Source organism: Streptomyces stelliscabiei (genome assembly GCF_014873495.1).
Classification (GTDB): domain Bacteria; phylum Actinomycetota; class Actinomycetes; order Streptomycetales; family Streptomycetaceae; genus Streptomyces; species Streptomyces bottropensis.
In genome coordinates this window covers 2,055,393-2,067,885 of the sequence record NZ_JADBGF010000001.1, presented here as the reverse complement: position 1 = coordinate 2,067,885, position 12,493 = coordinate 2,055,393, and the positions used below count along the sequence as shown (strand labels likewise).

Here is a 12,493-nt window from a genome sequence, read left to right as displayed (position 1 = left end):
GGCGGGTCCCGGGTCCCCGGCCCCGGCCGGACTGTCGGTGGCGTGACATAGGGTTTTCGGTGTGGAGCCCGATCTGTTCACCGCCGCAGCCGAAGAACGCCAGGAGAAGGACCCGGCCGCCAGCCCCCTGGCCGTACGGATGCGTCCGCGCACCCTCGACGAGGTCGTCGGCCAGCAGCATCTGCTGAAGCCCGGCTCGCCCCTGCGCCGACTGGTCGGCGAGTCCGGCGGCGGACCGGCCGGCCCCTCCTCGGTGATCCTCTGGGGCCCGCCCGGCACCGGCAAGACCACCCTGGCGTACGTCGTCTCCAAGGCCACCAACAAGCGTTTCGTGGAGCTCTCCGCGATCACCGCCGGAGTCAAGGAGGTCCGCGCGGTCATCGAGGGCGCCCGCCGCGCCACCGGCGGCTACGGCAAGGAGACCGTCCTCTTCCTCGACGAGATCCACCGCTTCAGCAAGGCCCAGCAGGACTCCCTGCTCCCGGCCGTAGAGAACCGCTGGGTCACCCTGATCGCGGCGACCACGGAGAACCCGTACTTCTCGGTGATCTCCCCCCTGCTGTCCCGCTCGCTCCTCCTCACCCTCGAACCCCTCACCGACGACGACCTGCGCGGCCTGCTGCGGCGCGCGCTGACCGACGAGCGCGGCCTCAAGGGCGCCGTCACTCTCCCCGAGGACACCGAGGGCCACCTCCTGCGCATCGCCGGCGGTGACGCCCGCCGGGCGCTGACCGCCCTGGAGGCCGCCGCCGGCGCCGCCCTCGACAAGGGGGAGGAGGAGATCGCGCTCCAGACGCTGGAGGAGACCGTCGACCGCGCCGCCGTGAAGTACGACCGCGACGGCGACCAGCACTACGACGTGGCCAGCGCCCTCATCAAGTCCATCCGCGGCTCCGACGTCGACGCCGCGCTGCACTATCTGGCGCGGATGATCGAGGCCGGGGAGGACCCGCGGTTCATCGCCCGCCGCCTGATGATCTCCGCCAGCGAGGACATCGGGCTGGCCGATCCGAACGCCCTGCCCACAGCCGTCGCCGCCGCCCAGGCCGTCGCCATGATCGGCTTCCCGGAGGCCGCGCTCACCCTCAGCCACGCCACGATCGCCCTCGCCCTGGCCCCGAAGTCGAACGCCGCGACGACCGCCATCGGCGCCGCCATGGAGGACGTGCGCAAGGGCCTGGCCGGCCCGGTGCCCCCGCACCTGCGGGACGGGCACTACAAGGGCGCGGCCAAACTCGGGCACGCCCAGGGGTATGTGTACCCGCACGACCTCCCCGAGGGGATCGCCGCCCAGCAGTACGCGCCGGACGAGATCCAGGGGCGGGAGTACTACACCCCCACCAGGCACGGCGCCGAGGCCCGGTACGCCGACGCGGTGGAGTGGACCAGGAAGAACCTCGGTCGGAAGCAGTCCTGAAGCCCCTGTAGACTCCTCCCCAGTGCTGCGTCCCGTGTCCGGCTCCGGTCGGCGCCTCAGGCGGGACATCCAGCCGGATCTTCATGATCCAGGAGCGTCGCGCACCGTCGTAGGTGTCGCGGGCAGCCCACCACCACTCGGAGTTCCGGGACCGGTCGGTGGGCCGTTCGTGTGCTGCACGTATGTGCCCAGACCAGGGGAGCGGCTACCCGACAGGTTCCCAGCGGACCCGACGGGATTCCCCGGCTGCGGATGCGACCTCCCGTAACCCTGAGGCAGCCGAAGAGGAAAAGGAAAAGAAGTGGCGAACCAGTCCCGCCCCAAGGTCAAGAAGTCGCGTGCCCTCGGCATCGCGCTGACCCCGAAGGCCGTCAAGTACTTCGAGGCCCGCCCCTACCCGCCGGGCGAGCACGGCCGTGGCCGCAAGCAGAACTCGGACTACAAGGTCCGTCTGCTGGAGAAGCAGCGTCTGCGCGCGCAGTACGACGTGTCCGAGCGTCAGCTCGTCCGCGCCTACGAGCGTGCCTCCAAGGTCCAGGGCAAGACCGGTGAGGCCCTGATCATCGAGCTCGAGCGCCGTCTCGACGCGCTGGTCCTGCGTTCGGGCATCGCCCGCACGATCTACCAGGCCCGCCAGATGGTCGTCCACGGCCACATCGAGGTCAACGGCCACAAGGTCGACAAGCCGTCCTTCCGCGTCAAGCCGGACGACGTCGTCATGGTCCGCGAGCGCAGCCGCCAGAAGCCGCTGTTCGAGGTCGCCCGCGAGGGTGGCTTCGCCGCGGACGGTGAGACCCCCCGCTACCTGCAGGTGAACCTCAAGGCCCTGGCGTTCCGCCTGGACCGCGAGCCCAACCGCAAGGAAGTTCCGGTCATCTGCGACGAGCAGCTCGTCGTCGAGTACTACGCCCGCTGATCGTCTTTCGACGGACGTAGCACACACGCACCGAGCGTCAGCCCGTCGTCCCCCCGCCCTTGTGGCGGGCGGGGCGGCGGGCTCTCGCCTTCCCGCGACAGGCGTCACCGCGGGCGGGGCGACAGGTGGCGGTCGGCAGGCAGTAATGCGGTACTGGGCGATCGCTCGGGCGCGATAGGCTCGGGACACGACTTTTCGACGTTCAGGCATGTTCCAGGGAGCGGGTGCAGACAGTGTCCGGTGGAGAGGTGGCCGGGATCCTGGTGGCCGTCTTCTGGGCGATCCTGGTCTCCTTCCTCGCCGTCGCGCTGGCGAGGCTGGCCCAGACGCTCAGGGCGACCACCAAGCTCGTCGCGGACGTGACCGACCAGGCCGTCCCCCTCCTCGCCGACGCGTCCACCGCGGTCCGCTCCGCGCAGACCCAGATCGAGCGGGTCGACGCCATCGCGTCGGACGTCCAGGAGGTCACGTCGAACGCCTCGGCGCTCTCCACGACCGTCGCGTCCACCTTCGGCGGCCCCCTCGTCAAGGTCGCCGCCTTCGGCTACGGCGTACGCCGGGCCATGGGGGGCGGCCGCCGGGAGGGCGAATCCGCCGAGGAGCGGCGTCGTACCGTGATCGTGGGACGCACCGTCCCGGGCACCCGCCGGAGCAGGCGTGACACCCGTGGAAAGAAGGACTGACCGAGCGATGTTCCGTCGTACGTTCTGGTTCACCACAGGCGTCGCCGCCGGCGTGTGGGCCACCACCAAGGTCAACCGCAAGCTGAAGCAGCTCACCCCGGAGCACCTCGCCGGCCAGGCCGCGCACAAGGCGGTCGAGGCGGGCCACAAGCTCAAGGACCGGGCGGTCGGCTTCGCGCTCGACGTCCGCGACCACATGGCCCAGCGGGAGGCCGAACTGGGCGAGGCGCTCGGCATCGAGGCCAACCCCGACAGCTACCCGGAGCTGCCCGCCCCGAGGCGTGTCGTCGCCATCGAGAACAGCAACACCCCGAAGTACAGCAGGAATCCGAGGTACGTCGACAGCTCGTCGTACCCGTACAACCGGAATGAGGACCATTGATGGAGTCGGCCGAGATTCGTCGCCGCTGGTTGAGCTTCTTCGAGGAGCGCGGTCACACCGTTGTCCCTTCGGCGTCGCTCATCGCGGACGACCCGACTCTGCTCCTGGTCAACGCCGGCATGGTTCCTTTCAAGCCGTACTTCCTCGGTGAGGTCAAGCCCTCCTTCGCCCGCGCCACCAGTGTGCAGAAGTGCGTGCGCACGCCGGACATCGAAGAGGTGGGCAAGACCACCCGCCACGGCACGTTCTTCCAGATGTGCGGCAACTTCTCCTTCGGCGACTACTTCAAGGAAGGCGCCATCACGTACGCCTGGGAGCTGCTCACCAGCCCCCAGGACAAGGGTGGTTACGGCCTGGAGCCGGAGAAGCTCTGGATCACCGTCTACAAGGACGACGACGAGGCCGAGCGCATCTGGCACGAGCAGGTGGGCGTGCCCAAGGAGCGCATCCAGCGCCTCGGCAAGAAGGACAACTACTGGTCCATGGGCGTCCCCGGCCCGTGCGGCCCGTGTTCCGAGATCAACTACGACCGTGGCCCGGAGTTCGGCGTCGAGGGCGGCCCGGCCGTCAACGACGAGCGGTACGTGGAGATCTGGAACCTGGTCTTCATGCAGTACGAGCGCGGCGAGGGCACCTCCAAGGAGGACTTCGAGATCCTCGGCGAGCTGCCCAGCAAGAACATCGACACGGGCCTCGGCCTGGAGCGCCTCGCCATGATTCTGCAGGGCGTGCAGAACATGTACGAGATCGACACCTCCATGGCCGTCATCGACAAGGCCACCGAACTCACCGGTGTCCGCTACGGCGACGCCCACGAGTCCGACGTCTCCCTGCGCGTGGTCACCGACCACATCCGCACCGCCGTGATGCTCATCGGTGACGGCGTCACCCCCGGCAACGAGGGCCGTGGGTACGTCCTGCGCCGCATCATGCGCCGCGCCATCCGCAACATGCGCCTCCTCGGCGCCACCGGCCCGGTCGTCCAGGACCTCATCGACGTCGTCATCGCCATGATGGGGCAGCAGTACTCCGAGCTGATCACCGACCGCGAGCGCATCGAGAAGGTCGCCCTCGCCGAGGAGAACGCCTTCCTCAAGACGCTGAAGGCCGGCACCAACATCCTCGACACCGCCGTGACGGAGACCAAGGCCGGCGGTGGCCAGGTCCTCGCCGGTGACAAGGCGTTCCTGCTCCACGACACCTGGGGCTTCCCGATCGACCTCACCCTGGAGATGGCCGCCGAGCAGGGCCTGTCCGTGGACGAGGACGGCTTCCGCCGCCTGATGAAGGAGCAGCGGGACCGCGCCAAGGCCGACGCCCGCGCCAAGAAGACCGGCCACGCCGACCTCGGTGCCTACCGTGAGATCGCCGACGCCGCCGGGGAGACCGAGTTCATCGGCTACTCGGACACCGAGGGCGAGTCGACGGTCGTCGGCATCCTCGTCGACGGGCTCTCCTCGCCCGCCGCCACCGAGGGCGACGAGGTCGAGATCGTCCTCGACCGCACCCCGTTCTACGCCGAGGGCGGTGGCCAGATCGGTGACACCGGCAGGATCAGGATCGACTCCGGGGCCGTCATCGAGATCCGCGACTGCCAGAAGCCGGTCCCCGGCGTCTACGTCCACAAGGGCGTCGTCCAGGTCGGCGAGGTGACCGTCGGCGCCAAGGCCCAGGCCTCGATCGACGGCCGTCGCCGCACGGCCATCGCCCGCGCCCACTCCGCCACGCACCTCACCCACCAGGCCCTGCGGGACGCCCTCGGACCGACGGCCGCCCAGGCCGGTTCCGAGAACCAGCCCGGCCGCTTCCGCTTCGACTTCGGTTCCCCCTCCGCCGTTCCGACGGCCGTGATGACCGACGTCGAGCAGAAGATCAACGAGGTGCTCTCCCGTGACCTGGACGTCCACGCGGAGATCCTGAGCCTCGACGAGGCCAAGAAGCAGGGCGCCATCGCCGAGTTCGGCGAGAAGTACGGCGAGCGGGTCCGTGTCGTCACCATCGGCGACTTCTCCAAGGAGCTGTGCGGCGGCACACACGTCCACAACACCTCGCAGCTCGGCCTGGTCAAGCTGCTCGGCGAGTCGTCCATCGGCTCCGGAGTCCGCCGTATCGAGGCGCTGGTGGGCGTCGACGCCTACAACTTCCTCGCCCGTGAGCACACGGTCGTCGCCCAGCTCCAGGAGCTGATCAAGGGCCGTCCGGAGGAGCTTCCGGAGAAGGTCTCCGCCATGCTCGGCAAGCTGAAGGACGCCGAGAAGGAGATCGAGAAGTTCCGCGCCGAGAAGGTGCTGCAGGCCGCCGCCGGTCTCGCCGAGTCCGCCAGGGACGTGTCCGGCGTTGCCGTGGTGACCGGTCAGGTCCCGGACGGAACCACCGCCGACGACCTCCGCAAGCTGGTGCTCGACGTGCGCGGACGCATCCAGGGCGGCCGGGCCGTGGTGGTCGCCCTCTTCACCGCCGTGAACGGCAAGCCGCTGACGGTCATCGCCACCAACGAGGCCGCCCGCGAGCGCGGACTGAAGGCCGGCGACCTGGTGCGCACGGCCGCCAAGACCCTCGGCGGCGGCGGTGGCGGCAAGCCGGACGTCGCCCAGGGCGGTGGCCAGAACCCGGCCGCCATCGGCGAGGCCGTGGACGCGGTCGAGCGCCTGGTCGCCGAGACGGCCAAGTGAGCACGACGGATCGCACGAGCGAAGACGACGGCCCGGCCATGCGCCGCGGCCGTCGGCTCGCGCTCGACGTCGGGGACGCCCGCATCGGGGTCGCCTCCTGCGACCCCGACGGGATCCTCGCCACACCCGTCGAGACCGTTCCCGGACGGGATGTCCCCGCAGCTCAGCGGCGATTGAGACAACTGGTCGACGAGTACGTACCCATAGAGGTAATCGTCGGACTCCCGCGCTCCCTCAAGGGGGGCGAGGGACCGGCGGCAGTCAAGGTACGGGGATTCGCCCAGGAGCTGGCCCGCATGATCGCGCCGGTCCCGGTCAGACTCCTCGACGAGAGGATGACCACGGTGACGGCCGGTCAAGGACTGCGTGCCTCGGGTGTGAAATCCAAAAAGGGCAGGTCGGTCATCGACCAGGCAGCAGCCGTGATCATCCTGCAACAGGCGCTGGAATCCGAACGGATGTCAGGTAAAGCTCCGGGCGAGGGCGTCGAAGTGGTCATCTGATCGCGATACGGTAACGTTCCGCGCGATGCGGTGGCCTTCGAACAGCCACCGCACAAAAAGAGGCGGGGACGAACGCCGAGCCACCGGCCCCGCGTGACCGCCGCCTCGCGGCTCTAGGGGATCGATGACTGAGTATGGCCGGGGCCCGGGCTCCGAACCGTGGCATCCGGACGACCCGTTGTACGGGGACGCCGGATGGGACGGACAGCAGGCCCAGGGCCGGCAGTCCCCTTACGGCGGCCAGCCACAGCAGCACTACCCGGAGCAGCAGCAGTACCAGCAGCAGTACGACGACGGCAACGGCGCCTGGAACAACGGTCATCAGGACGCCTACGCCCAGCAGCAGTACCAGCAGGAGTACGGCGACCCCGCGCAGCAGTACGCCGGCCAGAACCAGCATCAGCAGCAGTACACCGGTCATGGCCAGCAGCAGTACGGCCACACCGACAACGGCTGGAACGACGGAACTCACCAGCACACGCAGGCCCCTTACGTCGCGGACCCGACCGACCCCTACGGGGGACAGCAGCAGGCGATGGCTTACGGCGGCGGCCAACAGGACTTCTACGGCACGCCGGACGCGTATCCGCCGCCGGAGCCGCCCTCACGCCGTGGCGCGGAAGCGGCACCCGACCCCGCGCCCGCTCCGGAGCCCGAACCCGAGGAGCAGCCGGCAGCGGAGCGGACCGACTGGGACCCCGGGCCGGACCAGGGCGAGCACGCGTTCTTCGCCGGTGGCGGTGACGACGACGATGACGACGAGGCCGGGGAGCGCTCGGGCCGGGCGGACCGGAAAGGCCGTGGCGGTAAGTCCGGCAAAGGCGGTAAGTCGGGCAAAGGCGGTAAGAAGCGCCGCAGCGGCTGTGCCTGCCTGGTGGTCGTCATGGTCTTCGGCGGCGGCTTCGCCGGCGTCAGCTACTTCGGTTACCAGTTCTATCAGAGCCGCTTCGGCGATGTCCCCGACTATGAGGGGAACGGTACGAACGAGACCGTGACGATCACGGTCGCCAAGGGTGAGTTCGGATCGGTGATCGGGCAGAAGCTGAAGGCGGCCGGGGTCGTCAAGAGTGTGGACGCCTTCACGAACGCACTGGCGCAGAATCCCGAGAAGAGGGACATTCAGGCGGGCGTCTATCTCCTCAAGAAGGAGATGTCCGCCAAAGATGCCATTGCTCTGATGCTCGATCCGAAGAGTCAGAGCAACTTCACGGTCACGGAAGGTCTGCGAAACCGCGATGTCTACGCCTTGATCGACAAGGAGTTGGGTGTCGACAAGGGGACGACGGCCGAGGTCGCAGAGAAGAAATGGGAGACCCTCGGCCTTCCCGGCTGGGCGAACGACAACAAGGACATCAAGGATCCGCTGGAAGGATTCCTCTACCCGTCCACGTACCCGGTCGCCAAGGGCATGAAGCCCGAAGCCGTCCTGAAGGAAATGGTCGACCTCGCCAACGCGAAGTACGAGGAATTCGGCCTGGAGCAAAAGGCCGAGGGGCTGAAGCTCGAGAATCCGCTTCAGGTACTCACTGTCGCAAGCCTCGTACAGGCCGAGGGAAACAACAAGAAGGACTACAAGAAGATCGCACGGGTCGTCTACAATCGACTTGAGCCCAACAATGCGGAGACGGCTGGTCTGCTCGACTTCGACTCGACGGTCAATTACCTGCGCGGCGAATCCAAGTTGGCCACCGGCTCGGTCGATTCGCTGCGGCAGATCGACGACCCGTACAACACGTACAAGGTGTATGGATTGCCGCCTGGGCCGATCGGTAATCCCGGTGACGAGGCGATTGAGGGGGCTCTCAAGCCAGCCAAGGGCGACTGGTACTACTTCGTGTCAATCAGCAAGGACGAGACGCTCTTTGCGGTCACCAACGCGGAGCACAACCGGAACCGCAAGAAGTACCAGGAAGCGCAGAACGGATAGATGAGCCGCACCGCCACCAAGCACCGGGCCGCCGTGCTCGGTTCGCCGATCGCCCACTCGCTGTCCCCGGTGCTGCACCGGGCCGCGTACGCCGAACTCGGGCTCACCGACTGGACGTACGACCGTTTCGAGGTCGACGAGGAGGCGCTGCCCGGGTTCGTCGAGGGGCTCGGGCCGGAGTGGGCCGGGCTGTCGCTGACGATGCCGCTGAAGCGGGCGGTCATCCCGCTGCTGGACGAGATCAGCGAGACGGCGGCCTCGGTCGAGACCGTGAACACCCTGGTGTTCACGGAGGACGGGCGACGGGTCGGCGACAACACCGACATCCCCGGGATGGTCGCCGCGCTGCGCGAGCGCGGCATCGAGCAGGTGGAGTCGGCGGCCGTCCTCGGCGCGGGAGCCACCGCTTCCTCCGCGCTGGCCGCGCTCGCCCGGATCTGCACCGGCGAGGTCGTGGCGTACGTCCGCAGTGCGGCCCGGGCCGCCGAGATGCGGCAGTGGGGCGAGCGGCTGGGCGTCGAGGTGCGCACGGCGGACTGGTCGGAGGCCGAGCGTGGGCTGAGCGCCCCCCTCGTCGTCGCCACGACACCGGCCGGGGCGACGGACGTACTGTCCGGTGCGGTGCCGGAGATGCCGGCGACGCTGTTCGACGTGCTGTACCACCCGTGGCCCACCGAGCTGGCCGCGCGATGGTCCGCGCACGGCGGTGCGGTGGTCAGCGGGCTCGATCTGCTGGTGCACCAGGCCGTGCTGCAGGTCGAGCAGATGACCGGGTGCAAGACGGCTCCCGTCGGCGCGATGAGGCAGGCGGGGGAACGGGCGCTGGCCGAACGCGGCTGAGTGTTCCGGTCGGGCCGGTCCGAGGGGGGCGGCCGGTGGCGAGGAACCGCCGTGCGGGCAGTCCGCCTGATGGACCTGCGACCAGGGCCCCGCCCCGGACGTGGGAGGATCGGAGACGGCGGGCCGGGGCCGCGCACCCGGTGTCCGTCGCCGTACGCGAGGACCCGCGTACACGCAGGCAGGATCCAGTACCGGACGCGAGCATAGGAGCACCGTTGAGCAGGTTGCGCTGGCTGACCGCGGGGGAGTCCCACGGTCCCGCACTCGTCGCGACGCTGGAGGGTCTTCCCGCCGGCGTGCCGATCACCACGGAGATGGTGGCGGACCACCTGGCCCGGCGGCGCCTCGGCTATGGACGTGGTGCGCGGATGAAGTTCGAGCGCGACGAGGTCACCTTCCTCGGTGGTGTCCGGCACGGTCTGTCCATGGGCTCGCCGGTGGCGATCATGGTGGGCAACACCGAGTGGCCGAAGTGGGAGCAGGTCATGTCGGCCGACCCGGTCGACCCGGAGATCCTCGCCGGTCTGGCCCGCAACGCCCCGCTGACCCGGCCCCGGCCCGGTCACGCGGACCTGGCGGGCATGCAGAAGTACGGCTTCGACGAGGCCCGGCCGATCCTGGAGCGGGCCTCCGCCCGGGAGACCGCCGCCAGGGTCGCCCTCGGCGCGGTCGCCCGGTCGTACCTGAAGGAGACGACCGGCATCGAGATCGTCAGCCACGTGGTGGAGCTGGCGGCCGCGAAGGCCCCGCAGGGCGTGTACCCGACGCCCGCCGACGTGGAGAAGCTGGACGCGGACCCCGTGCGCTGCCTCGACGCCGACGCGTCCAAGGCGATGGTCGCCGAGATCGACCAGGCCCACAAGGACGGCGACACCCTCGGCGGCGTCGTCGAGATCCTGGCGTACGGCGTGCCCGTCGGCCTCGGCTCCCACGTCCACTGGGACCGCAAGCTGGACGCCCGCCTCGCCGGCGCGCTGATGGGCATCCAGGCGATCAAGGGCGTCGAGATCGGCGACGGTTTCGAGCTGGCGCGGGTGCCGGGCTCCAAGGCGCACGACGAGATCGTGAACACCCCCGAGGGCATCCGGCGCGTCTCCGGCCGCTCCGGTGGTACCGAGGGCGGTCTCACCACCGGTGAGCTGCTGCGGGTCCGGGCGGCGATGAAGCCGATCGCGACCGTGCCGCGCGCCCTGCAGACCGTGGACGTGACCACCGGCGAGGCCACGCAGGCCCACCACCAGCGCTCCGACGTCTCCGCCGTGCCGGCCGCCGGCATCGTCGCCGAGGCGATGGTGGCCCTGGTGCTGGCGGACGCGGTGGCGGAGAAGTTCGGCGGCGACAGCGTCACCGAGACGGCCCGCAACGTCCGTTCCTACCTCGACCACCTCGCGATCCGATGAGCCCGGTGCCTCTGGTCGTCCTCGTCGGCCCCATGGGTGTCGGCAAGTCCACCGTCGGGCAGCTGCTCGCCGAGCGGCTCGGCGTCGCCTACCGCGACACCGACGACGACATCGTCGCCGAGCAGGGCCGCACCATCGCGGAGATCTTCGTCGACGAGGGCGAGGCCGCCTTCCGTGCCATCGAGAAGGAGGCCGTGCGTGCCGCGCTGGCCGGGCACGACGGCGTCCTCGCCCTCGGCGGTGGCGCGATCCTCGACGCCGGCACACGCGCGCTGCTGGCCGGACAGCGGGTCGTCTACCTCTCGATGGACGTCGAGGAGGCGGTCAAGCGCACCGGCCTCAACGCCGCCCGCCCGCTGCTGGCCGTCAACCCCCGCAAGCAGTGGCGGGAGTTGATGGACGCCCGGCGGTATCTGTACGAGGAGGTCGCCACGGCCGTCGTCGCCACCGACGGCCGGACGCCCGAGGAAGTCACCCGAGCGGCGCTGGACGCACTGGAGTTGAAGGAAGCATGAGCGAGACAGTGACCCGCATCCAGGTCGGCGGTACGGCGGGCACCGAGCCGTACGAAGTGCTGGTGGGGCGTCAACTCCTCGGTGAGCTGGGCGGGTTGATCGGCAACCGGGCCAAGCGGGTGGCCGTGATCCACCCCGAGGCGCTGGAGGGCACCGGAGAGGCCCTGCGGGCCGATCTGGCAGGGCAGGGCTTCGAGGCCGTGGCCATCCAGGTGCCGAACGCGGAGGAGGCCAAGACCGCCGAGGTCGCCGCGTACTGCTGGAAGGCGCTGGGCCAGTCCGGGTTCACCCGCACCGACGTCATCGTCGGCGTCGGCGGCGGGGCCACCACGGACCTCGCCGGGTTCGTCGCGGCGACCTGGCTGCGCGGGGTCCGCTGGATCGCCATCCCCACCACCGTCCTGGCCATGGTCGACGCGGCCGTCGGCGGCAAGACCGGGATCAACACGGCCGAGGGCAAGAACCTCGTGGGTTCCTTCCACCCGCCGGCCGGAGTGCTGTGCGACCTGGCGGCGCTCGACTCGCTGCCGGTCAACGACTACGTCTCCGGGCTCGCCGAGATCATCAAGGCCGGGTTCATCGCGGACCCGGTGATCCTGGACCTGATCGAGGCCGACCCGCAGGCGGCCCGCACGCCGGCCGGGCCGCACACCTCGGAGCTGATCGAGCGGTCGATCCGGGTCAAGGCCGAGGTCGTCTCGGGCGACCTGAAGGAGTCCGGGCGCCGCGAGATCCTCAACTACGGGCACACGCTGGCCCACGCGATCGAGAAGAACGAGCGCTACCAGTGGCGGCACGGCGCGGCCGTGTCCGTGGGCATGCACTTCGCGGCCGAACTGGGCCGACTGGCGGGCCGGTTGGACGACGCGACCGCCGACCGCCACCGCACGGTCCTCGAAGCGGTCGGTCTGCCGCTGCACTACCGCTACGACCAGTGGCCGAAGCTCCTGGAGACGATGAAGGTCGACAAGAAGTCCCGGGGAGACCTGTTGCGCTTCATCGTCCTGGACGGCCTGGCCAAACCCACCGTCCTGGAGGGTCCCGACCCGGCGATCCTCCTCGCCGCGTACGGCGAAGTGGGCCAGTAACGCCCGCTCGGGCAGCTCTTGCCCGATTCGCCTTGTGTCCCTGGCCACTTGGGCACTTCGGGCTGCCCCCGGCCGTGCACCAAACGGTGGCCGGGGACGGTACCGTTCGGTAAGGGCGGGGTCGGAAGGCCCCGCCCGCCAGTGTCGATG

At 69.7% G+C, this 12,493-nt stretch carries 11 protein-coding genes; all 11 read left to right on the top strand.

The genetic code is table 11. From position 1 onward, the window contains the following. The first annotated feature begins 61 nt into the window (after positions 1 to 61). Complete coding sequence (locus H4687_RS08970) at positions 62 to 1,417, top strand: replication-associated recombination protein A (RefSeq protein ID WP_046917491.1); 1,356 nt, start codon at positions 62 to 64, stop codon at positions 1,415 to 1,417. 301 nt (positions 1,418 to 1,718) lie between these two features. Beyond that, positions 1,719 to 2,333: a 30S ribosomal protein S4 gene (gene rpsD / locus H4687_RS08965; RefSeq protein ID WP_005485453.1), complete on the top strand. Its 615-nt coding sequence runs from the start codon at positions 1,719 to 1,721 to the stop codon at positions 2,331 to 2,333. Positions 2,334 to 2,566: 233 nt separating this feature from the next. Then, positions 2,567 to 3,016, top strand: a complete 450-nt coding sequence (locus H4687_RS08960) for a DUF948 domain-containing protein (RefSeq protein ID WP_046917492.1) — start codon at positions 2,567 to 2,569, stop codon at positions 3,014 to 3,016. A 7-nt stretch (positions 3,017 to 3,023) separates the two neighbouring features. Next, positions 3,024 to 3,398 (top strand): hypothetical protein, encoded by a 375-nt coding sequence (locus tag H4687_RS08955; RefSeq protein ID WP_005485455.1) that lies wholly within the window; start codon positions 3,024 to 3,026, stop codon positions 3,396 to 3,398. Continuing rightward, complete coding sequence (gene alaS / locus H4687_RS08950) at positions 3,398 to 6,070, top strand: alanine--tRNA ligase (protein WP_046917493.1); 2,673 nt, start codon at positions 3,398 to 3,400, stop codon at positions 6,068 to 6,070. Before H4687_RS08955 ends, alaS begins: the two co-directional genes overlap by 1 nt. A gap of 38 nt (positions 6,071 to 6,108) precedes the next feature. Further along, a complete protein-coding gene (gene ruvX / locus H4687_RS08945) occupies positions 6,109 to 6,573 on the top strand; it encodes a Holliday junction resolvase RuvX (protein ID WP_202500049.1) in 465 nt (154 codons plus the stop codon). A gap of 124 nt (positions 6,574 to 6,697) precedes the next feature. Then, the gene (gene mltG / locus H4687_RS08940) at positions 6,698 to 8,500 is read left to right on the top strand and encodes an endolytic transglycosylase MltG (RefSeq protein ID WP_078907275.1); all 1,803 of its coding nucleotides are present in this window, start codon (positions 6,698 to 6,700) and stop codon (positions 8,498 to 8,500) included. Next, positions 8,501 to 9,340 (top strand): shikimate dehydrogenase, encoded by an 840-nt coding sequence (locus H4687_RS08935; RefSeq protein WP_046917496.1) that lies wholly within the window; start codon positions 8,501 to 8,503, stop codon positions 9,338 to 9,340. 215 nt (positions 9,341 to 9,555) lie between these two features. Next, positions 9,556 to 10,740, top strand: a complete 1,185-nt coding sequence (gene aroC / locus H4687_RS08930; RefSeq protein WP_028796685.1) for a chorismate synthase — start codon at positions 9,556 to 9,558, stop codon at positions 10,738 to 10,740. Then, the gene (locus H4687_RS08925) at positions 10,737 to 11,255 is read left to right on the top strand and encodes a shikimate kinase (protein WP_050398531.1); all 519 of its coding nucleotides are present in this window, start codon (positions 10,737 to 10,739) and stop codon (positions 11,253 to 11,255) included. Before aroC ends, H4687_RS08925 begins: the two co-directional genes overlap by 4 nt. Then, entirely contained in the window at positions 11,252 to 12,343 is a 1,092-nt protein-coding gene (gene aroB / locus H4687_RS08920) for a 3-dehydroquinate synthase (RefSeq protein ID WP_050398532.1), read from the top strand. Before H4687_RS08925 ends, aroB begins: the two co-directional genes overlap by 4 nt. Positions 12,344 to 12,493 lie beyond the last annotated feature (150 nt).